Genomic DNA, 21,801 nt, shown 5'->3' with positions numbered 1-21,801 from the left:
TATCTATTTGGTTACTTATATCGAGCCGCAGACCACGAAAGGGTGGGGCGTACCCATCAGCGCGTTAAGCGGATGCCGACCGGGCGGAGGAGGCTCTGGTGATCGCAGTTGATAGTGACAGGCCGCGGATGGTGTCGGCATTTTCCACACTGGGATGTGCGGAATTCGAATTGAGCGAAGCCCTCGGATTGGCCGCGAATCATGGCATCGACGCCATCGAAATCCGCGCCCTTGCCGGCACTGTCGATCTGGTTGCCTATTTCACCGAAAGATTCGGTTCTCCGGCCGGCTTGGCCAAAGTGCTGCAGGCCTCTCCCGTTAGCGTCTGTGCCTTCAATACTTCGCTGCGTCTTGTCGGCGCGACAGCGCAGGCGAAGGAGGAGTTCCTGCGCTATCTTCCATGGGCGGAGGCCGTCGGCGTTCGTTCGCTCCGGGTTTTCGACGGCGGCGAAACCGCCGACAAGGGCGAGCTGGCCGAGGCGCTGGCGACGCTGCAATGGTGGCGTGAGACTGCGGAGCGTGAAGGCTTTCATGCCGCTATGGTCGTCGAGACACATGATTTTCTTGCATTACCGGACGCTATTCCACGCTTCCTTGAAATAGCGCCCGATTGCGCTCTTATCTGGGATACGCATCATACTTGGCGCAAGGGCGGGCAAGATCCCGTCGAAACCTGGAAGCAGGTTCGGCGCAACACGCACCATCTCCACATCAAGGACAGCGTTTCCGTGCCGGGGCCGAGACTGCCCTATAGTTACGTGCTGCCCGGTACCGGCGAGTTCCCGATGGCGGCACTGCGGTCAGCGCTCGATGCCGATGGTTATGCCGGCATCATGAGTCTGGAGTGGGAAAGGTTGTGGCACCAGGATCTGCCGCCTCTGGATTTAGCCCTGCAGGCGGCGCGGCAAAGTGGCTGGTGGTCCCAGACGGCAAGTGCTGAATAATTGTTGAAGAGCATTAATATTTTAGTTTAGTTGTGCGGGAGAAGCTGCGCGGAGATTGACTTTTGCAACGCTAGTTAATTAGTGTATTAGCAATTATTAAATAACTATCTCGTAGGCATATCCGTGCCGGGTTGACTATGGTCTTCGGCGCAATATTTCCAGCTCGATGAAGGGGGCCTCAATGATTGAGGTTTGAGGGTGTCTGGAAGATGGAAGAAGCGGATTATAGACACCGGAATCCGATGTTTCGGAGCGAGACGCGCCGTTCATCATCTGCTGTTTCCTGCTCCTGGATGTTCCTCGATCACCGCGTCGCCCCGAAAGGGAAATCCGATGAACGGTAGTGCAAGCCGCGAGGAGGAGGGGCATGGAGCCCTGATCTTGAAGGCGATCGCTGAAGGTGGCCTGGGTTTTGCGGCGCAATGGATTCATGATGCCGGAAATGTCGGCAAGGTATTCTACGCGGAAAGCCTGGCGCGCGTAACGGACTCGGACGGCACCGTGCACACGGCCGGCACCTTCGTCTCGCTGCTCGAGCGGCAGGATCGCTGGTTCGATCTCGATCTGCGCATTCTGGATATGGTGCTGTCCGATCTGACTGCGGATGAGGCGCTGGTTCTCGGTTTCAATCTTTCCGCCACCAGCCTGTCGCGCCGTGATCGGTTCGCCGATGTATTCGGCCGAATCAGCCGCCGCCCGGAGCTTGCTTCGCGCCTCATCATCGAGGTCACCGAAAGTTATCCCGTGGTTGGCGCATCCATCGAACGCATGAAGATGATCCGTGACCTCGGCTGTCGTATCGCCATTGACGATTTCGGGTCGGGTTTCGCCACGCCGGCATCGCTGTTGCAGGTGCCCGCCGATATCGTCAAGATCGATGCAGCCTTTGTGTGGGATAACAGGCAAGGGCGCGACGGAAGCGACAGCCTCTCCCATCTCGTCGGTTTTGCCGCCTGCTTTGCTCCCTTTGTCGTCGTCGAGGGTATCGAAACCAGCTCCCAACTCGATGTGGCGCGGGAAGCGGGCGCAACGCATGTACAGGGCTTCCTGCTGTCGAAGCCGGTTTCCTTGGCCCAGCTCCGGCGCTATAAGCGGAAAGCCGTCTTGCGGGGGGTGGAATGATTTTCCCGCCGAATATGACCGCGATCTCCAAACCTTATGCGTGGCGTATGTATGCCGGTCTTTCGCCGAAGCCTGCCATCAGGGCCTTGCAGGTGAGGTCATGATGAAGCAGCCGGCTTTCACATCGGCCTATCAGATCTCGGCGGCTCGGGCTGCGAGCGAGCTCAAGACGAAGACATTGCTGCGCGCTTTTGTGAGCCGGCTTCGCATCGTCTTTTCCGGGAGCGGCGAGCTGGTCGCCACATTCGTCGGCGGAACCGAGCCGCATGTCCTTATCTGCGATCAGGCGGCAGAAGCGATTGGCCGCGTCAGCATAGATGCCGAGACCGGGCTCTACGTCCTGTGCGAGCTCGGCGGTCATGCTGATGATGTCGTTATCGTGACCGCAAGCGAAAATCGATTGATCGAGGAGATCACCCTCCATCTTGGCGATGGCCGTTTGCTGCAGGGAGCGGTCGATACCGCCGTCAGCAGCCTCGTCGGCCAGACGATGGAGGATGTCGAGCGCAAACTTATTCTCCAGACGCTGCAGCATTGCGGCGGAGATCCCACTCATACGGCGTTCATGCTCGGCATGCCGCTCGTCACTCTTTGCAACAAGCTGGCGGTCTACTTCTCGGACTCCGCCGGCGAACTGCCGCAGACCGCTGCGGATATGGGATACGGAGCGAAAAGCTACCGGCTGTGATTGCGCACGCATTTCATGCGGTCGCATTGTACCCCGGTTACCAAACCGGGATCGCGCCCCTGGAACAGGGCGCAAATCGAAACGGCGCGCTGCCCGGCTGCGGGTATCGCGCATGATGCAATTCGAGCGGGGCGGCGCACGAGGAACCAAATGAGATCCGGGAAAAGATCATGGATTCTTTCAGCGAAAGAAAAGACCCCGCCCCCCAGAAGACGCCTGCTTTGTTCGATGGCTGCGTGAAGATCGTTTCGGCCTATGTCAGCCATAATGCCATCCCTGTTCACAGCCTCCCCAGGCTTATCAAGGATATTCACGAGGCGCTGCAAACGTTGGATGGGTCGGCTTCGATCGTCGATCGAAGCAACCTGGTGCCGGCGGTGGATTTGAAGAAATCGGTAACAAACGACTACATCGTCTGCCTCGAAGACGGCAAACGCTTCAAGACCCTGAAGCGCCATTTGCGCGTGCATTATGGCATGACGCCCGAGGAATACAGACAGAAATGGGGACTTGCTCCCAACTATCCGATGGTTGCTCAGAATTACGCCAACCGTCGCTCGGAACTTGCCAAGATTTCCGGCCTCGGTGCGAACGGCAACAAGAGGGAAGGCGTCGGCTGAAGCAATCCGTTAACAGGCGCCTCATGCGCTCCTGACGGCTCGGCTTCGATGCTCCGTGGGAATGCAGGCGGATCTCGCGAACGCTTTCAATGCGTTTTGCGATGCCGGTCGCAGTGCCGTGTCCGTCGGCGGAATGCTGCAAATGAAATGACGCCCCGTCAGGGGCGCCATAGTCTTATCGAGAATGTTCGACGTCTTTATCGCGACGATTAGAAGACCTGGCGCAGCACGACGAACAGCACGAAGGCAAGCGCGATCGAGGCCGGCAGCGTTAGGATCCAGGCCATCAGCATGTTGCGCACGGTCGACCATTGCAGGCCGGAACCGTTGGCGGCCATGGTGCCGGCGACGCCGGAGGACAGGACGTGCGTGGTCGAGACCGGCAGGCCGAGATGGTCGGCAGCACCGATCGTCAGCATGGCGACGACTTCGGCGGCGGCACCCTGGCCGTAGGTCAGGTGCGTCTTGCCGATCTTTTCGCCGACGGTGACGACGATGCGCTTCCAGCCGACCATGGTGCCGAGGCCGAGCGCCAAGGCGACGGCAACCTTCACCCAGAGCGGGATGAACTTGGTCGCGTGATCGACGGCGGCATGATAGTTCGTGACGGCCTTCAGGTCGTCGGCGCTCATCGGCAGCAGCTTCTGCTTGTCGATGAGCTTCAGCGATTCACCGATCAGGTAGATATCGTTACGAACGTTGCCGACGAGCCCGTTTGGCAGCTTCTCGACGCTTGGATAGGCGGCGATCTCGGCGCTCGTGGCATGAATGTATGCTTGAAGAGCCGGCGTCGTCGCGTCCGTCCAGGTCTTGGTCTTGACGGCACTGCTGACAGCGGCCTTCGGATCGGCCGGAGCGGCAACGCCCGGTTTCACGTACTTGCCAAGCACGGTCTCAACCTGCGTTGAGGCAGCCTTGTAAGCTTCGAGATAGTTGACATCGGGTGTGCGGTTCAGCGCGAAAGCCGTCGGCACGAGGCCGATGAGGATAAGCATGATGAGGCCCATGCCCTTCTGGCCGTCGTTCGAGCCGTGAGCGAAGCTGACGCCGGTGCAAGTGAAGATCAGCAGGCCGCGGATCCAGATCGGTGGCGGCGTATTGCCTTTCGGCGCTTCATAAAGCTCCTTGTTGCGGATCAGCACCTTGGCGACCAGCAGCAATATTGCAGCTGCGGCAAAGCCAATGATCGGCGACAGGAGCAGCGACATGCCGACGTTGCTTGCCTGTGACCAGTCGACACCGCTGGTGGCGGAGCCGGCGGGTGCCAGGAACTGGTTGGCGAGGCCGACCCCGATGATCGAGCCGACGAGCGTATGCGAACTCGAGGCCGGCAAGCCGAGATACCAGGTGCCGAGATTCCAGATGATGGCGGCGGTCAGCAGGGCGAAGACCATGGCGAGACCGGAGCCGGAGCCGACTTGCAGGATGAGTTCGACCGGCAGCAGCGCCAAGATGCCGAAGGCGACGGCGCCTGAAGACGTGAGAACACCGAGGAAGTTGAAGAAGCCCGACCAGATGACGGCGAACTCAGCCGGCAGCGAGCGCGTGTAGATGACGGTGGCGACGGCGTTGGCAGTGTCATGGAAGCCGTTGACGAATTCGAAGCCGAGCGCGATCAGCAGCGCCAGCCCAAGCAATATCCACGGAACTGCGGCTGCTTCGGCAAGATCGCTGCCGAGAGCGTAGGCGACATAGACGAGGCCGGCCAGGACGACGATGCCGAAGAGCGGCAGAAACCATTTTGCCGAGCTGCCTGCGCCATGAATCGGATGGTCGGCATTGCCGCCTTCCGCATTGTTTGAAACGAGGTCGACCATCCCGAACTCCTTTATTGCAATGGATATTGCCGGTGTAAGCCTCGTTCATGAAACTCTCGTGACGCGGGAACAGGCTGCGGCGAACTGCAAATGGGGGCGGTGGCAAACCCGTTTGACTGCCGAGAGGTTCTCGGGCTGATCTTGATTTTGCCGCCAAAAGGCCTTTTTCGGTTCAGCCGGCGTTCATACCTTCGGGGGTTAAATCCCCCATGTAAGGGACTTGGATAGAGGGCCATTAATATGAGATCGTCCGTGATTGCCATTGCTGCCTTGTTCGGCAGCCTGGTTGTATCTTCGGCAGAGGCAATGCCTATCCCGGCCGTTGGGTCAACGGCCTCAGTGCCGATTGTGAAAGTCGACTATGCCTGCGGTCGCGGCTGGCACCTGACGCGCTGGGGCGAATGCCGCCCCAATCGCTGGGGTCCGCCGCCTCGGCGCTGGGGTTACTACAGGCCGCCACCGCCGCCGCCATGGGGCTGGCACGGCCACCGCCATCATCGCGATGGCTGGGGCGACGGCCGCTGGCGCGATCGTCCGCGCTACTGGTAAGATCAGAAGCACCGCCGCATCTTGCGGCGGTGTTTTGTTGAGGGCAGTTCCGAAAAAATGCCTTCCTAAGGCTGAGCTTGCAGCCGTAACGCGCGCGCTCCGAGCCAGAGCCCTGCAAGAACGAGCAGGCTGGCCGATAAGATCGCGGCAAGGCTTTTCACATGGAGTGCGATATCGGCAAGCGCAGGCCGGATGAGATCGGCCGTGTTAAAGCTCTCGCCGCTGAATTTGCACAGGACGAGCGAGAGATTGTTGCGCACGAGTGCTGCGTCGATATCAGAGACGAGATCGACGACCGATGCCTTCTCCACTCTCATGGCACGCATCTGCAGCAGCACCGCTTTCGCTGCAGCGAGGTAAGCATGGGAGCATTCGTTAAACGGGCTTTCCTCATCACTGACGCTGCCCGGCATAAGGCCCCAGAGGCAATAGGCGCGCTGGATCTGCGCGAAGTTCAGGAGACGGCGGAAGGTTTCGTCGGTATCCGATATGCTCTCGGCAAGCGAAATGATCCGCCCGTAATAGGGAGCGATCACAGCCATCTCGCCATGGGTGAGACTGGGAATCGGGATGCCGGCCTGGCTGCCGGAGGAGCCGCCATGCGCCGCGACCGAAGCCGGCCAGCTCGACAGCATGAGAAAGATTGCAAGCAGGATGGCGCCTGGATGTTGGCGTGCCCCGCGCATGTTGCCATGCGCGGGATGCGATCTACTTATCACGCTAGGCCCGGCGCAGGCTGGCATTGCGGTAGCGTGTCTGCGGCAGTTGGCGTTCCGCCCAGGCTCCAAAGGCAAGGCCGAGCGTCGCCCAGAGAATGGCGTGCATACCGAGCGACGTGATGCGGAAGCGCCAGAGTACGACGGCCGAGAATTGCTCGGGCACTTCGTTGATTGAGGGAAGCAGGTATTGGATCAGCGCGATGAAGACGATGTAGCCGATGCCGGCAATGATCGCACCGTTCCAGGAACCATAACGTGCCGCCAGCCTGCGACCGAAGCCCACGGCGACGATCATGCCGACGATGGAGGCAACGATCATGATGAAGAACAGCTCGGTTCTTGCGCCGATCGTATCGGGATTGCCGACGGCCGGCGGGTTTGCCGGATATTTGATGTCGGGCACGAGCGAGATCGTCATGAAAGCGGCGAGCGCGAGCAGCGCCGCCGTGCCGCGCGCACCCAAGGGGCTGATGCGGCCGTAGACGAACGAGAAGACCAGTGCGAACAATCCGCCGATTGCGGTCGAAAAGATCACGCTGCCGGTGAAGAGGCCGATGCCAGCCTGCGTGGCGCGGCTGACGATTTCCGGCTCCGGCGCTTCGCCGGCCGCCTGCGCGGCCTTTTCCTCAAAGCCGATGGCCCAGTCGACCAGCGGTTCGCCGAAGATGTGGGCGAAGGCAAAAACGAAAATACCTGCCAGGGCCCCGACGATCATGCCGCGGAGCAAAAGACGTCCAACCATGTTCTTGACCCCTTAGTGGCAGGGGAAGCCGAGCAGGTGACGGGCGTCATGCACGAATTCGTGCACATACATGCCCGAGATGAGCGAGGTCGCGCCTTCTTCCGCGCCGATGAAATAGATCGCGAGCAGCATCAGCAGGCCGGCGAAAATGGCCCAGGGCAGGATTTGGCCGAGCGGAATCGGCTGCGGAACTGCGGATGGGGCGAAAGTGGTGTCGGACATTGTATTTCCCTCGTTAAGAAAAGCGCGTTCCATTTGCGGAAGGGTTCTTGCGGGAAGGGTCTGGCTCTCGAGGGCGAAGTTTCCGTCATCGATTACAGTGGCGCGACCGCGCCGGGATTCCACCGGCTTCCACACCCGCAAGTGCAAGTTTATAGCTATCTGCAAATATAATTGTCAATCAAGCGCCACTGCGATGCGAAATCGCGACAAGAGCGCACCAGGGGATGGAATAGAGGAGTTTCATGAAAACGCGTTTGAGCTGGATCTGCCATGGGGCAACGCAAGCCAATCGGAATGGCTGCTTTCCGGATGACGAACCCTTGGAGGCGAAGGCGGCTCAGCAGGCTCAATCCTTATCCTTCAGGCTGGGGGCGATCGATCGGGTCTGGGCGAGCCCGGCTCTGCGCGCGCGCCAGACCGCCGCGGTCCTCGGTCTCGACGCTATCCCGGATGTCGCCTTGCGCGAATGCGATTATGGCGACTGGCGGGGGCAATCACTAGCCGAACTGCATGAAAGGGATGCGGAGTCCCTCGCGCTCTGGATGACGGACACGTCGGTCGCGCCGCATGGCGGCGAAGCCCTCTTGTCGGTCATGAAACGTGTCAGCGAATGGATGGGAAATCATATCGAGGATGCCGGCCATATCGTCGTCATCACCCATGCGAGCGTCATTCGCTCTGCCGTTCTGCAGGCCTTGCAGGCGCCGCCTGCGGCATTCTGGGCTGTTGATGTCGAGCCGTTCGGGATTGTCGAAATGACGAGCGACGGCCGGCGCTGGCAGCTTCGCTTCCCGAAGATATCGATCTAAGGTCTGTGGGATTCACATTGGCTTGATGTGATTCAAGCCTTTGATGGACCGCTTATTCTGACTGACACCCAATGGGCGAAGATGGCGTCGTATTGTCTGCAACCAACCGATCCGGTACGTAGCGGCAGTGACAAGCTGTGTTCGGCAGGCGCTTACGATTCGCTGGTTTCGTTATTTCTTCTTTCCTTGATCATGATGCCATTTGATGGCGAAGAACATGCCCGTGCCCAACACGAGAACTTTGAACGTAATGAAGACTATAGGGAACCAATCCATTATTTTGAATATTTCCAGGCTATTACTTGACACTATCTATCGTGAGGAGCGCTAACTCAAGACTGCTGCTTCAGCACCTTCATCTTTTGTTCAAACCATCGCCGAATCCAACTTCGATCATAACATTCCCATCCACACGGCATTAATGGTGCTATCACCCATCTCGCCGCAGCCGCCCTTAATTCACGATGAATCTCCACAGACCTTTGAGTAGTTTCAGCAAAAGCGCGGTTTCGCGTCGGAAATTACGTGAAAGCAAAGGGTGGCGATCAACGAGCCACTTTTGCCCGCTGCCGCTCGAAATAGACGAGATAGACTGCCAGCCCTAATGTCATGGCGGCCAGTCCGTACCAGGTGATGGCATAGACGAGATGGCTGTTGTGGAAGGTGATCTGCGTCAGCCCGCCCACGGGCAATCCGCCGGGATTTTTCGCATCGTCGGCATCGATGAAGTAGGGCGCCACGTTCTGCAGCCCCCGGGCCTCGGCGATGGCTGCCACGTCGCGCGAATACCAGCGCTCCTCCGCCGGCACGTTTGAACGCAGCAGCGTGCCTTTGGGCTCGCTGATACGCAATAGGCCGGTAACGGTGGTCTCACCGGAAATCTCGCCTTCGGCGCGCGTCGCCGGATTGCGCTTCTCGGTTGGCACGAAGCCACGGTTGACGATGATGATCGTGCCATCTGCAAGCTTTAGCGGCGTCAGCACCCAATAGCCTGCGCCGAGAGCGGTCGAGGCATAGACCTGCACTTGCTTGTCATTGAGGAAAGTGCCGCTTGCCTGGACATGCTTGTATTCGGAGTTTTCGGCCGTGACGTCCGCCCACTCTGCGGTGCTGGGAGCCGGAACCGCCGGAGCATGCACGCGTGCATCGACCCGGGCGATCAGATCCAGCTTCCAATGCAGCCGCTTCACTTGCCAGGTGCCGAGACCGATGAGGAGGGCCGTCAGAAGCAGAAGCAGCGACACCCAGATGACCAGGGTCAGCGTCGTCCGCGGCTTGCCCTGAGAGGTGTTCGAGGAAATATCGGTCATGGCGCTGATCTCCGGGGAGGCGCTGCCGCATGATTTCGGGAGGTTCAATTCTCTTCGCTGAAGATCATGCGCGGTCGGGAAGATTTGGCTGCGGCTTTCGGCATTTCAAGCATGCAACGCGCAGCACCCGGCGGATTTCACGCCGGAAGAGGGCGGGCCTTCGCCTGAAGGCCCGCCGTTCGAATTTACGGCATGTTGCGCATCATCTCGGGCGACATGGGCATCATGTTCGCGTTGAGGTGATGCATGACCCAGAGCGAGCCGGACAGCGCGATGATGACGATCACGATCGTAAAGATCAGCGCCATCATGTTCCAGCCGCCTTCTGAGCGGGTGTTCATGTGCAGGAAGTAGATCATGTGCACGACGATCTGGATCGCACCGAGGATCATGACGATCGCTCCGGTGACGGCCGGATCGGGGATGACCTTGGCCATGACCAGCCAGAAGGGAATGGCGGTCAGGATGACGGAGAGGATAAACCCCGTCATGTAGCTCTTGAAGGTGCCGTGCGCCGCCTCGTGGCCGCCATGGTGATCGTGGCCGTGGGCGTCGCCGGAATGATGCAAATGGTTAGCGTTCGAGCTCATCCGAGAACTCCCATGAGGTAGACGAGAGAAAACACGCCGATCCAGACGACGTCCAGGAAGTGCCAGAACATCGAAAGGCACATCAGGCGGCGCTTGTTTTCCGGGATCAATCCATAGCGGCCGACCTGCACCATCAGCGTGATCAGCCAGACGATACCGGTGGTGACGTGCAGACCGTGCGTGCCGACCAGCGTGAAGAAGGCGGACAGGAAGGCACTGCGCTGCGGGCCGGCACCGTCGAGGATCAGGTGATAGAACTCATAGAGTTCGAAGAAGATGAAGAGGGCGCCGAAGATGCCCGTAATCGTCAGCCACATCAGCGTGCCCGACTTGTTATCCTTCTCCATTGCCAGCATGGCGAAGCCATAGGTGATGGAGGAGAAGAGCAGCATCGCCGTGTTGAGGGCGACGAGCGGCAGCTCGAAGAGGTCGGCCGGCGACGGGCCGGCCGCATAGCTGTGGCCGAGCACGGCGAAGGTGGCGAAGAGGACTGCGAAGATCAGGCAGTCGCTCATGATGTAGATCCAGAAGCCCAGCATGGTGCTGCCTTCCGGATGATGCTCTTCCGTCATGTAGAAGGCGGGTGTTTCGCCATCCTTGGGAGCGTGTGCGGTTGGGGTCGTCATAAGTCTTACACCTGTCCTGCGAGCTGTTTCGTACGCTCGTTCTCGGTCTTAACGACCTCGTCGGCGGGGATGTGGTAGTCGCGCTTGTAGTTGAAGGTATGGCCGATCGTGATGACGATCATCGCGACGAAGGTGATGGCGGCAAGCCACCACATGTACCAGATCATCCCGAATGCGAAGCCGATGGAGAGAACGCCGAGGATGATGCCCGTGCCGGTGTTCTTCGGCATGTGGATCGGAATGAAGCCTTCGGTCGGCCTGACATAGCCGCGGTTCTTCATGTCCCACCACGCGTCGTGATCGTAGACGATCGGCGTGAAGGCGAAGTTGTAGGCCGGCGGCGGCGACGAGGTGGACCATTCCAGCGTGCGGCCGCCCCAGGGATCGCCGGTATGATCGCGAAGCTCTTCGCGCTTCATGAAGCTGACGGCCAGCTGGATGAGGAAGCAGGCGATGCCGATGGCAATGAGACCGGCGCCGAAAGCGGCGATGATGAACCAGATCTGCAGCGACGGATCGTCGAACTGGCTGACACGGCGGGTGACGCCCATCAGGCCGAGGATATAGAGCGGCATGAAGGCGAACCAGAAGCCGATCTGCCAGAACCAGAAGCTCATCTTGCCCCAGAACGGATCCAGCTTGAAGCCGAAGGCCTTCGGGAACCAGTAGTTGACGCCCGCGAACATGCCGAAGAGCACGCCGCCGATGATCACATTATGGAAGTGGGCGATCAGGAACAGCGAGTTGTGCAGCACGAAGTCGGCCGGCGGAACGGCGAGCATGACGCCGGTCATGCCGCCGATGGTGAAGGTCACCATGAACCCGACGGTCCACAGCATCGGCGGCTCGTAGCGGATGCGGCCGTGATACATCGTGAACAGCCAGTTGAAGAGCTTCGCACCCGTCGGGATCGAGATGATCATCGTCGTGATGCCGAAGAAGGAGTTGACGCTGGCGCCCGAGCCCATCGTGAAGAAGTGGTGCAGCCAGACGAGGTAGGAGAGGATCATGATCACGCAGGTGGCGTAAACCATCGAGGCGTAGCCGAAGAGGCGCTTGCCGCAGAAGGTGGCGACGACTTCCGAGAAGACGCCGAAGGCCGGCAGGATCAGGATGTAGACTTCCGGGTGGCCCCAGATCCAGATGAGGTTGACATACATCATCGGATTGCCGCCGAGGTCGTTCGTGAAGAAGTTCGTGCCGGCGTAGCGGTCGAGGGTCAGCAGAGCGAGCGTGGCGGTCAGGATCGGGAAGGACGCAACGATCAGGATGTTGGTGCAGAGCGACGTCCAGGTGAAGACGGGCATTTTCATGAAGGTCATGCCCGGCGCGCGCATCTTGACGATGGTGGCGATCAGGTTGATGCCCGAAAGCGTCGTTCCGATACCCGCGACCTGCAGGCCCCAGATGTAATAATCGACGCCGACGTCGGGACTATAGGCGATGCCGGAAAGCGGCGGATAAGCCAGCCAGCCGGTTTTCGCGAATTCGCCGATGAAGAGCGAAATCATGATGACAATCGCGCCCGCCGTCGTCATCCAGAACGAGAAGTTGTTGAGGAACGGGAAGGAAACGTCGCGGGCGCCGATCTGCAGCGGCACCACGAGGTTCATCAGGCCGGTGACGAAGGGCATCGCCACGAAGAAGATCATGATGACGCCATGCGCCGTGAAGATCTGGTCGTAGTGATGCGGCGGCAGATAACCTTCGGATCCGTTGAAGGCGATCGCCTGCTGCAGGCGCATCAGCAGCGCATCGGAGAAACCGCGCAGCAGCATGATCAGCGCCAGCACGACATACATGATGCCGATCTTCTTGTGGTCGATGCTGGTGAACCATTCCTTCCAGAGGTAGCCCCAGAGGCGGAAATAGGTCAGCAGGCCGAGGACGGCGATGCCGCCGATGGCGACGCCGATGAAGGTCACGACGAGGATCGGCTCGTGATACGGGATCGAGTCGAGCGTCAGCCGACCGAAGATGAATTTATAGAGGTCCGGGTTGGAAAACATGGATTGCCTCTGTCCCTTATGAATGTCTTGTTATTGAGCGCACCGGATCAATGACCCTGATGCTGCGCCGAACCGGTCGACGAATCGGAAGAAGAGCCGTTGCCCATATCCATGCCCTGCATGGAGTTGTCGCCATGCTGCATGGTGTGGCTGGCGCTGCCGTCGGCCTTGACCGGCGTAACTTCGGCCGAGGCACCGTCGCGATTGTCATAGATCAGGCGCTCGCGATTTTCGTGGCTTTCCTTGCCGCCGCCGCCCTTGGCGTCGATATGCATCATCTCGCTCATGCACATCTTGCTCGGATCGGCGCACATGTTGAGGATGGCGTTGTAGAGACCATCGTCGACGGCGTTGAAGTAGCGCACCGGCTCGCGTTCGCTGGGCTTGGCAAGCGCCAGGTACTCCTGGCGGCCGAGCGCCGTGCCCTGGCTCTTTGCCTTCTGGACCCACTGGTCGAAACCGGCCTGATCCAAACCGTGGAACTTGAAGCGCATGTTCGAGAAGCCGGCGCCGCTATAGTTGGCCGACAGGCCCTGGAATTCGCCGGGATGATTGATGACGGCGTGGAGCTTCGTCTCCATGCCCGGCATGGCGTAGATCTGGCCTGCCAGCGCCGGGATGAAGAAGGAGTTCATCACCGAGGAGGCTGTGATCTTGAAGTTGATCGGGCGGTCGACGGGAGCCGCCATCTCGTTGACGGTGGCGATGCCGTATTCCGGATAGAAGAAGAGCCATTTCCAGTCGAGCGCGACCACTTCCACCGTCAGCGGCTTGACGTCGGCGCTAAGCGGCTTGTCGGCGGCGATGCGATCGAGCGGGCGGTAGGGGTCGAGCTGATGGGTGCTGATCCAGGTCACCGCGCCGAGCGCGATGATGATGGCAAGCGGAGCGGACCAGATGACCAGCTCCAGACGTGTCGAATGATGCCACTCCGGCTCGTAGGTCGCCTCGTTGTTCGACTGGCGGTATCTCCAAGCGAAGAGCAGCGTCAGGAAGATCACCGGGATGATGATGATCAGCATCAGCACGACCGAGACGATGATGAGGTCTCGCTGCTGCATAGCGATATCGCCGGAGGGAGCCATCACCACCAGATTGCAACCTGAGAGCAGCAAAAACAAAGGGATGACGGATAAACGGCTGAAAATCTTCGATAGTCTTGGCACGTCTTAAAGCTCTTTTTGTTTCGACCCTACCGCGACTAAAGGACGGCGGTCATGAACGATATGAGGTGTTTCGTCGCACCGCAGCAAGCTTGAGTGCATTGCGGTATGGAATGCTGTCCCACGTATCGGGAAAACCCTCAGAAATCCAGAAGGTTTTCTATCAGGCAGTTCGCTTTTGCCGGCGCTAATATACCTGGATCGGAACAAATGGCCATCACCGGCGGTTTTTCTTCGTCCGGAACGCGGCGCCAAAGGCAGATAATGGCTCGACCGATTGCTAATTTGCGAATTATTTCATGCTGGATACTTGATATGTTCGCACGTTTGATCGACATTTTCATTACGCGCGAATTCGTGGAGGAATTCGTGCTCGGAGAGGGAGGCTCCCGCGCATGGTCAGCGTAACGCATGAATCACTGAACCCCACATCTTCAACTCTGGAGAGCGATGCCCGCAGCATGCATGCGGGGGGCTCGGTCGCACCCGGCAATATCGCCATCGGCGTGATCATTGGTCGCACGTCGGAATTCTTCGATTTCTTCGTCTATGCCATTGCATCCGTACTGGTCTTCCCGAAGCTCATCTTCCCCTTCGCCGACCCGCTGCATGGCACGATGCTTTCCTTCCTGGTCTTCGCGCTGGCCTTCATCGCCCGCCCGATCGGTTCGTTCATCTTCATGGCGATCGACCGGCGCTACGGGCGCGGGGTAAAACTCACGATCGCGCTGTTCCTGCTTGGCGGCTCGACGGCTGCGATGAGCTTCCTCCCCGGCTATTCGGAAGTCGGTGTCTACGCAATCATCCTGCTTGCCATTTTCCGCATCGGTCAGGGCCTTGCACTTGGTGGTGCATGGGACGGCTTGGCTTCGCTCCTGGCGCTTAACGCACCGACAAACCATCGTGGCTGGTATGCGATGATCCCTCAGCTCGGCGCCCCGATCGGTTTCATGCTGGCAAGCGCTCTGTTTGCCTATTTCGTCACGAGTCTCACGACGGCGGACTTCCTGGATTGGGGCTGGCGCTATCCCTTCTTCTGCGCCTTCGCCGTCAACGTCGTCGCGCTCTTTGCCCGTCTGCGCCTGGTCGCCACCGAGGAGTTCGGCACGCTCTTGGAGCGTCATGAGCTTGAGCCCGTGAAGATGACGGAGCTGCTGCGCGTGCATGGCCGCGATGTCCTGATCGGCGCCTTCGTGCCGCTGGCAAGCTTTGCGACCTTCCACCTCGTGACCGTCTTCCCGCTCGGCTGGGTGACGCTTTACAGCGAGCAGACTCCCGGTTCGTTCCTGCTGGTAGAGTTCCTCGGCGCGATCTGCGGCATTCTCGCCATCATCTGTTCCGGTATGCTCGCCGACCGGATTGGCCGCCGCAATCAGCTCGCCATCGGCGCGGTGCTGATCGCCTGCTTCGCCTTCGTGGCACCCTGGCTGCTCGATGGCGGCGCGACTGGCCGCCACATCTACGTGGTTCTCGGCTTCACGCTGCTCGGCCTCTCCTTCGGTCAGGCGGCGGGCGCCAGCGCTTCCCGCTTCAGCCAGAACTATCGTTACAGCGGCTCGGCCCTGGTGTCGGATCTCTCCTGGCTGATCGGTGCCGGCTTCGCGCCATTCGTGGCGCTTGCCCTCTCCAGCCAGTTCGGCCTCGTCTACACCAGCCTCTATCTGCTCTCCGGCGTCGTCTGCACGCTGGTCGCCATCTTCTTCAGCAAAACGCTGGAGACGCGCGACAACTAAGTCAGATTCGCGAAATGAAACAAGGCTGCGGCATGAAAGTGCCGCAGCCTTTTTCGTTCAGGCTGAATGCAGGAGCCACGCGATCAGCGGCGCCGCTAGCACGTTCGTCAATCCCACCAGCACCATGACGAGACCGGCGATCGATCCTTCCTCGCGGCCGATCTCATGCGCCTTGGCGACGCCGATGCCATGGGCCCCCATGCCGTAAAGCGCACCACGGGCCATGCCCGACTTCAGTGGCAGCAGCCGTAGCAGTGCCTGGCCGACCATGGCGCCGAACAGGCCGGTGATGACGACGAAGACGGCTGTCAGATTGGGGACGCCGCCGATATCGCCTGAAACCACCATGGCGAACGGCGTGCTGACCGAGCGTGGCATCAGGCTGAGCCGCAGGCTCTCGTCGAGGCCGAGAAGGCTTGCAAGCTCCCAGGCCGAAACCATGGCCGTGGCGCTGCCGACGATTACGCCGAACAGCAGGACCGGCCAATACCGCTTGATGAGGCCCCGCTGCTCGTAGATCGGCACTGCAAAAGCCACTGTCGCCGGTCCGAGCAGCGCGAGCAGCCAGCGGCTGTCATGCATATAATCCTGGTAATTTGCGTGCAGTGCCAGTGCGAGCACGATCAAGATAGCAGGTGCAGCCACCAGCGGTGACAGCCAGAGCGAAGGCCGATGCCGATAGAGCGTCTTGGAAAGATAATAAAGTCCGATCGTCGCCAACGGCCAGAACAGGCCGGCTGCGAGACTTTCAATGCTGGACATGGCTTGAGGCCCCCTGGCGCATCATCAGCCGGTAGCCGAAATCGATCGCTATCGCGGTGACACCCATGACGATGATGGTGCCGGCGAAGATCACCGTAAGCACTTTCAACCCGATGATGCCGATGAATTCGCCATGATCGAGCAAAGCCAGCACCGCCGGCACGAAGAACAAGAGCATTTCGGCGAGAAACCACTCCGCGCCACGCTTCATGCTCGCCAGCTTCACTTTACCGCTCGTAAACAGTACCAGCACCAGCAGCATGCCGGCGATGGCGCCGGGTATTGGCAGATGTGCCAGGCGGACAATGGCTTCGCCCGCTTGCCAGAAGGCAAGCAGCAGCAGGATCTGAGCGAGGCAGCTCAATTTCGGATGATTCTTTGGATTGATACGCATGGAAGGCTCGGGAAAATCTCTTGACCTGACAATAGGCGCTTCCTCTCCATGAAGAAAATGAATTGATTTCATAAAATCAAGTCCTGTAAGGAATACTTATGGAGCTTCGGACACTGAAAGCCTTCGTCGAAGTGGTGCGCCAGGGCGGCTTTTCGGAAGCCGCTAAGATGGTGTTCACCACGCAATCGGCCGTCAGCAAAGCCGTGCGCCAGCTGGAGGACGAGCTTGGCCTGCCGCTGCTCAACCGCATTGGCCATCGCGTGACCCTGACCGATGCTGGTGAGGTGGTCTATCGTCGGGCAATTGCGATCCTTGCCGGGCGCGACGATCTGCTGGCTGAATTGTCGGAGCTTCGTGGGCTCGCGCGCGGCGCCCTGCGGCTTGGCTTGCCGCCGATCGGCAATGATGCCCTCTTCGCTCCGGTGTTCGCCGTCTTCCGCAATCGTTATCCGGGCATAGAGATCAGACTGGTGGAGCAGGGCGCCAAGCGGCTCGAGGAAATGGTACTGGCCGATGAGGTCGATCTCGGCGCCTCGCTGTTGCCGATGCCCGATGTCTTCGAGTGGCAGACCGTGCGCTGCGAGCCGATGCATGTCCTCCTACCGTCGGCGCATCCTCTCGCCGGGCAGCAAACGGTGCCGCTGGCGGCACTCAAGGACAATCCCTTTCTCCTCTTCGAAACCGGCTTCGCGCTGAACGGCATCATTCTCGACGCCTGCCGCGCGGCTGGCTTTGCGCCTGACATTGCCGCGCGCTCGAGCCAGATCAATTTCATTGTCGAACTGGTCGCTGCGGGCCTCGGTGTAGGTTTCCTGCCGCGGCTGATCGCCGAACAGCGCCAGCGTTCGGGCATCGCCCATGCGCTTGTCGTCGAACCGGGCATGGAGTGGAACATGGCCTGGATCTGGCGGCGCGGCGGATATCTGTCACATGCCGGTCGCGCCTGGCTCGACCTCGCTGCTGAGATAGCGGCGAAATCTTGACTCTATTCTCAAACTTTTGTGATAAGCGGGAACGACCGTAAACTTGAAATAAACGGTCAGGAAAAATATAGGCTATTCCATTGCCGCTGCAGGCGGTGGTTTCCAAGCGAGAGGACTTAATGACTTTTTCCTTTTCACATCTCACCAGTGCGCTGGCGCTCGCCGCGGGCCTTGCGGTTGCTCCGATGATGGCGAATGCCGCCGATTCCGAAGGCATCGTCGTCTACAACGCTCAACATGAAGCGCTGACGCAGGCCTGGGCGGATGGCTTCACCAAGGAAACCGGCATCAAGGTCACGATCCGCAACGGTAGCGATATGCAGTTTGCCAACCAGATCGTCCAGGAAGGTGCTGCCTCTCCCGCTGACGTCTATCTGACGGAAAATTCCCCTGGCATGACGCTGGTCGATGCCAACAAGCTCTTCGCTCCCGTCGATGCCGCCACGCTCGCCCAGGTGCCGGAAACCTTCAAGGCTGCCGATGGCAACTGGGTCGGTGTCGCCGCGCGTTCCACCGTTTTCGCCTATGACAAGACCAAGCTGAAGGAAGCCGATCTGCCGAAATCTCTACTCGATCTCGCAGATCCCAAGTGGAAGGGCCGCTGGGGCGCTTCGCCGGCCGGCGCCGATTTCCAGGCGATCGTCAGCGCGCTGCTGGAACTGAAGGGCGAAGACGCGACCCGTGCCTGGCTGAAGGCGATGAAGGAAAATGCGAGCTTCTACAAGGGCAACAGTGTCGCGATGAAGGCTGTCAATGCCGGCGAGATCGAAGGCGCTGTCATCTATCACTATTACTGGTTCGGCGATCAGGCCAAGACCGGCGAAAACAGCAAGAATGTCTCGCTGCACTATTTCAAGAACCAGGATCCGGGTGCATTCGTCAGCATCTCCGGCGGCGGCGTCCTGGCATCCAGCCAGCATCAGAAGGAAGCGCAGGCTTTCCTGAAGTGGATCACCGGCAAGGGCGGTCAGGCCGTTCTGCGCGATGGCGATTCCTATGAATATGCCGTCGGCAACGGCGAAGCTTCCAATCCGAAGCTGGTGCCGATTCCCGACCTGCAGGCTCCAAAGATCGAGCCTTCGAAGCTGAATAGCAAGAAGGTCACCGATCTGATGACGGAAGCTGGTCTCATCTAAGGCGAAAGCCCGTCCCGTAGCGCCTTTCGCGCGCGTTCGGCCGGGCTTTGCTCTTGCATCGCAGTCGCATGCCCTGCTAGGGGCATGGGATGGCCTTTAAGGCCGACCGATCGGGCAATCGCCGTCAACGGCGGTTGCCTTCCTATTTCAGGGCGTGAAAGGCAGCTCGGATTTGCTGCAGAAAAACACATATGCCGGCGAGCCTGCCGCCATGCGAATGCCCCCGTTGACGGCTGCCCCCCGCAGCCGCGTCCGGCATGCCTCCGTTGTCGCCCTTGCTTCCGTCGTCGCGCTTTTGAGCCTCGTGCCCCTCGGCTTCATCGTCTGGATCACGATCGACACAGGCTGGGCCGAAGTCATAGCGCTCATCTTCCGCAATCGCGTCGGCGAGCTGCTCGTCAATACCGTCCTGCTCGAAGTCTGCACCATCCCTCTTTCCATCCTGCTGGCGGTCACGCTCGCCTGGCTGACGGAGCGCACCGATATTCCGGGCGCGCGCCTCTGGTCCTGGCTTGCGGCGGCACCGCTTGCCGTGCCCGCTTTCGTGCACAGCTATGCCTGGGTCAGCCTCGTGCCGAGCATGCGCGGGCTCTGGAGTGGCGTGCTGGTCTCGGTGCTCGCCTATTTTCCCTTCCTCTACCTGCCGGTCGCGGCCGCCCTGCGCCGGCTCGATCCGGCGATCGAGGACGCCGCCGCCTCGCTCGGCCTCGGCCCCTGGCGCGTTTTCTTCCGCGCAATCCTGCCGCAGCTTCGCCTCGCCATCTGCGGCGGCTCGCTGCTGATCGGCCTGCATCTCCTGGCGGAATACGGCCTCTACGTGATGATCCGCTTCGATACCTTCTCGACGGCGATCGTCGACCAGTTTCAGTCCGCCTATAACAGCCCAGCGGCAAACATGCTCGGCGGCGTGCTGGTCTTCTGCTGCCTGCTGCTGCTCGGCATCGAGGTGCTGGTGCGTGGCAACGAGCGCTATGCCCGTATCGGCTCGGGTGCCGCCCGCCCCGCCGATCGCCGTCGTCTCGGCTGGTTCGTCGTTCCCGCGGTCGCGCTGCCCATCGTCACGGCTGCGCTGACCCTCGGCATTCCCTTCGTCACCTTGGCGCGCTGGCTTTATCTTGGCGGTGCCGACGTCTGGCGGATCGATACGGTCGGCTCGGCCTTGCTGCAGACCATTCTTCTCGCGATCGCCGGAGGCCTTCTTGCCACCATTGCAGCAGCCCCCATGGCATGGCTGTCGGTGCGTGCGCCCGGCCGGCTGCAGCGCATTCTCGAAGCATGCCACTATTATGTCGGCTCGCTGCCCGGCGTCGTCGTCGCCCTGGCCCTGGTGTCGATCACCGTCCGGCTGATCCTGCCGCTCTACCAGACCTTTGCGACGCTGCTGCTCGCCTATGTGCTTCTGTTCCTGCCGCGTGCCATGGTCGGCCTGCGCGCCAGCATCGCCCAGGCGCCCGTCGAGCTTGAGCGTGCAGCCATGGCGCTCGGCCGCACGCCAGCGCAGGCGGTGCGGCAGATCACCATGCGGCTTGCCGCGCCCGGCTTTGCCGCGAGCGTCGCGTTGGTCGCGCTTGGCATCACCAACGAGCTGACGGCGACGCTGATGCTCTCTCCCAACGGTACGGAAACGCTGGCGACGAAATTCTGGTCGCTGACCAGCGAGATCGATTATGTTTCCGCAGCACCCTACGCCTTCATGATGGTCGTCCTGTCGCTGCCGCTCACCCTTCTCCTTTACGTGCAATCCAAGCGAACGGCCGGACAATGACCTTTCTGGCAATCAAGAACATCAGCAAACGCTACGGCCCCGTGCATGCGCTCGATAATATCGATCTCACGGTGGCTGCTGGCAGCCGCACCGCGATCGTCGGCCCGTCCGGTTCGGGCAAGACGACGCTGCTGCGGATCATCGCCGGCTTCGAGGTTCCCGATGCGGGCCAAGTGGTGCTGCAGGGCGAGACCCTGGCCGATGGCGAAGCCATCGTGCCGGCGCACCGCCGTGGCATCGGCATCGTCTCGCAGGACGGTGCCCTGTTCCCGCATCTGAGCGTATCGGAGAATATCGGTTTCGGCATGGAGCGCGGCGCGCGCGACCGCGATCAGCGCATCAATGCTCTCATCGATATGGTCGAACTCGACCGCGGCATGCTCGATCGCCGCCCGCATCAGCTCTCCGGCGGCCAGCAGCAGCGCGTCGCGCTTGCCCGTGCGCTCGGCCGCAAGCCGCGATTGATGCTGCTCGACGAGCCTTTTTCCGCTCTCGATACCGGCTTGCGCGAAAACATGCGCAAGGCCGTCGCCCGTGTCCTGCAGATCGCCGGCATCACCGCGGTCCTGGTGACGCATGATCAGGCGGAGGCGCTGTCCTTTGCCGATCAGGTTGCTGTCCTGCGCGAGGGCAGGCTCATACAGGCCGGCACGCCGCAGGCGCTCTATCTCAGCCCCAGGGATCGCGAGACTGCGCTCTTTCTCGGCGATGCCATCGTACTTTCGGCTGATCTCGACAAAGGGTCTGCCAAATGCGTCCTCGGGCAGATTGCGGTCGATGCCGATAATCGCCAGGGACGCACCGACATCATGTTGCGGCCCGAGCAATTGCGCCTCGAGGCCATTGATGAGGCCGGAGCGGGAGCTGCCTGCATCGGCAAGGTCACGGAAATCGAATTCGGCGGTGCCGTCTGCGCCGTTACGGTTGTACTCTCCAATGCCAACGGCTCCGAGACCTTGAATATCAAGAGCTCCGGCGTCGGCCTGCCCGAGGTCGGCAGCATGGTTTCAGTGAGCGTCATCGGAAAGGCACATGTCTTCAACAAGCTCACGGCCTGAGCGTCATTTGGGTTGAAGCAGGCGATGCTTTCGGGAAGAT

General features: G+C 60.4%; 22 protein-coding genes. 11 read left to right on the top strand and 11 right to left on the bottom strand.

From position 1 onward, the window contains the following. Window positions 1–98 precede the first annotated feature (98 nt). The 4 genes from JJQ51_RS30855 (at window position 99) to JJQ51_RS30840 (ending at window position 3,374) form a co-directional block, all read left to right on the top strand. Window positions 99–944: a sugar phosphate isomerase/epimerase family protein gene (locus tag JJQ51_RS30855; RefSeq protein WP_269245699.1), complete on the top strand. Its 846-nt coding sequence runs from the start codon at window positions 99–101 to the stop codon at window positions 942–944. A 333-nt stretch (window positions 945–1,277) separates the two neighbouring features. Further along, a complete protein-coding gene (locus tag JJQ51_RS30850; RefSeq protein WP_113333559.1) occupies window positions 1,278–2,066 on the top strand; it encodes an EAL domain-containing protein in 789 nt (262 codons plus the stop codon). A 100-nt stretch (window positions 2,067–2,166) separates the two neighbouring features. Next, entirely contained in the window at window positions 2,167–2,754 is a 588-nt protein-coding gene (locus JJQ51_RS30845; RefSeq protein ID WP_269245698.1) for a helix-turn-helix domain-containing protein, read from the top strand. Between the two features lie 170 nt (window positions 2,755–2,924). Next, entirely contained in the window at window positions 2,925–3,374 is a 450-nt protein-coding gene (locus JJQ51_RS30840) for a MucR family transcriptional regulator (RefSeq protein WP_113333561.1), read from the top strand. Window positions 3,375–3,583: 209 nt separating this feature from the next. On the opposite strand, the gene JJQ51_RS30835 is transcribed toward JJQ51_RS30840, so the two are convergent. After that, window positions 3,584–5,191 carry an inorganic phosphate transporter gene (locus tag JJQ51_RS30835; RefSeq protein WP_269245697.1) on the bottom strand — a complete coding sequence of 536 codons (1,608 nt, stop codon included), beginning with the start codon at window positions 5,189–5,191 and terminating at the stop codon, window positions 3,584–3,586. Between the two features lie 240 nt (window positions 5,192–5,431). Between JJQ51_RS30835 and JJQ51_RS30830 the strand changes: the two genes are divergently transcribed. Further along, window positions 5,432–5,740: a GCG_CRPN prefix-to-repeats domain-containing protein gene (locus tag JJQ51_RS30830; RefSeq protein ID WP_269245696.1), complete on the top strand. Its 309-nt coding sequence runs from the start codon at window positions 5,432–5,434 to the stop codon at window positions 5,738–5,740. A gap of 65 nt (window positions 5,741–5,805) precedes the next feature. On the opposite strand, the gene JJQ51_RS30825 is transcribed toward JJQ51_RS30830, so the two are convergent. The 3 genes from JJQ51_RS30825 to JJQ51_RS30815 are packed head-to-tail and all read right to left on the bottom strand — an operon-like array spanning window position 5,806 to window position 7,423. Then, window positions 5,806–6,426, bottom strand: a complete 621-nt coding sequence (locus JJQ51_RS30825) for a hypothetical protein (RefSeq protein WP_269245695.1) — start codon at window positions 6,424–6,426, stop codon at window positions 5,806–5,808. Window positions 6,427–6,460: 34 nt separating this feature from the next. Then, window positions 6,461–7,201, bottom strand: a complete 741-nt coding sequence (locus tag JJQ51_RS30820; RefSeq protein WP_269245694.1) for a CbtA family protein — start codon at window positions 7,199–7,201, stop codon at window positions 6,461–6,463. A gap of 12 nt (window positions 7,202–7,213) precedes the next feature. After that, entirely contained in the window at window positions 7,214–7,423 is a 210-nt protein-coding gene (locus tag JJQ51_RS30815; RefSeq protein ID WP_015338334.1) for a CbtB domain-containing protein, read from the bottom strand. 242 nt (window positions 7,424–7,665) lie between these two features. Between JJQ51_RS30815 and JJQ51_RS30810 the strand changes: the two genes are divergently transcribed. Then, on the top strand, window positions 7,666–8,232 hold the full coding sequence (locus JJQ51_RS30810) for a histidine phosphatase family protein (protein WP_113390780.1): 567 nt from the start codon (window positions 7,666–7,668) through the stop codon (window positions 8,230–8,232). A 545-nt stretch (window positions 8,233–8,777) separates the two neighbouring features. Here the strand turns inward: JJQ51_RS30810 and JJQ51_RS30805 are convergent. The 5 genes from JJQ51_RS30805 to cyoA form a co-directional block, all read right to left on the bottom strand. After that, window positions 8,778–9,542, bottom strand: a complete 765-nt coding sequence (locus JJQ51_RS30805; protein WP_113352073.1) for an SURF1 family protein — start codon at window positions 9,540–9,542, stop codon at window positions 8,778–8,780. Between the two features lie 185 nt (window positions 9,543–9,727). Beyond that, window positions 9,728–10,132 (bottom strand): cytochrome o ubiquinol oxidase subunit IV, encoded by a 405-nt coding sequence (cyoD, locus tag JJQ51_RS30800; protein WP_113390782.1) that lies wholly within the window; start codon window positions 10,130–10,132, stop codon window positions 9,728–9,730. Next, window positions 10,129–10,758, bottom strand: coding sequence for a cytochrome o ubiquinol oxidase subunit III (cyoC, locus tag JJQ51_RS30795; RefSeq protein WP_095433549.1), 630 nt, complete (start codon window positions 10,756–10,758; stop codon window positions 10,129–10,131). The genes cyoD and cyoC overlap by 4 nt, the downstream gene beginning before the upstream one ends. A gap of 5 nt (window positions 10,759–10,763) precedes the next feature. Further along, entirely contained in the window at window positions 10,764–12,767 is a 2,004-nt protein-coding gene (gene cyoB / locus JJQ51_RS30790; RefSeq protein WP_069610896.1) for a cytochrome o ubiquinol oxidase subunit I, read from the bottom strand. 47 nt (window positions 12,768–12,814) lie between these two features. Beyond that, complete coding sequence (gene cyoA / locus JJQ51_RS30785) at window positions 12,815–13,933, bottom strand: ubiquinol oxidase subunit II (RefSeq protein ID WP_113352072.1); 1,119 nt, start codon at window positions 13,931–13,933, stop codon at window positions 12,815–12,817. 392 nt (window positions 13,934–14,325) lie between these two features. On the opposite strand from cyoA, the gene JJQ51_RS30780 reads away from it, so the two are divergent. Beyond that, window positions 14,326–15,663 (top strand): MFS transporter, encoded by a 1,338-nt coding sequence (locus tag JJQ51_RS30780; protein ID WP_095433551.1) that lies wholly within the window; start codon window positions 14,326–14,328, stop codon window positions 15,661–15,663. A gap of 57 nt (window positions 15,664–15,720) precedes the next feature. Here the strand turns inward: JJQ51_RS30780 and JJQ51_RS30775 are convergent, their stop codons facing one another. After that, window positions 15,721–16,425 (bottom strand): LrgB family protein, encoded by a 705-nt coding sequence (locus JJQ51_RS30775; RefSeq protein WP_113390783.1) that lies wholly within the window; start codon window positions 16,423–16,425, stop codon window positions 15,721–15,723. Next, on the bottom strand, window positions 16,412–16,819 hold the full coding sequence (locus JJQ51_RS30770) for a CidA/LrgA family protein (RefSeq protein ID WP_113390784.1): 408 nt from the start codon (window positions 16,817–16,819) through the stop codon (window positions 16,412–16,414). Before JJQ51_RS30770 ends, JJQ51_RS30775 begins: the two co-directional genes overlap by 14 nt. 98 nt (window positions 16,820–16,917) lie before the next feature. On the opposite strand from JJQ51_RS30770, the gene JJQ51_RS30765 reads away from it, so the two are divergent. The 4 genes from JJQ51_RS30765 to JJQ51_RS30750 all read left to right on the top strand — a co-directional run bounded on the left by JJQ51_RS30765 (window position 16,918) and on the right by JJQ51_RS30750 (window position 21,761). Then, window positions 16,918–17,802, top strand: coding sequence for a LysR family transcriptional regulator (locus JJQ51_RS30765; RefSeq protein WP_173002579.1), 885 nt, complete (start codon window positions 16,918–16,920; stop codon window positions 17,800–17,802). A gap of 119 nt (window positions 17,803–17,921) precedes the next feature. After that, window positions 17,922–18,938, top strand: coding sequence for an iron ABC transporter substrate-binding protein (locus JJQ51_RS30760; protein ID WP_113333572.1), 1,017 nt, complete (start codon window positions 17,922–17,924; stop codon window positions 18,936–18,938). Window positions 18,939–19,155: 217 nt separating this feature from the next. Beyond that, on the top strand, window positions 19,156–20,703 hold the full coding sequence (locus JJQ51_RS30755) for an ABC transporter permease (protein WP_233790154.1): 1,548 nt from the start codon (window positions 19,156–19,158) through the stop codon (window positions 20,701–20,703). Further along, window positions 20,700–21,761, top strand: coding sequence for an ABC transporter ATP-binding protein (locus JJQ51_RS30750; RefSeq protein WP_113352067.1), 1,062 nt, complete (start codon window positions 20,700–20,702; stop codon window positions 21,759–21,761). Before JJQ51_RS30755 ends, JJQ51_RS30750 begins: the two co-directional genes overlap by 4 nt. Window positions 21,762–21,801: the final 40 nt, after the last annotated feature.

The organism is Rhizobium sp. AG207R, assembly GCF_027109195.1.
Taxonomy (GTDB): domain Bacteria; phylum Pseudomonadota; class Alphaproteobacteria; order Rhizobiales; family Rhizobiaceae; genus Rhizobium; species Rhizobium dioscoreae.
The sequence above is the reverse complement of the archived record's forward strand: the minus strand, read 5'-3'. Positions and strand labels throughout refer to the sequence as shown.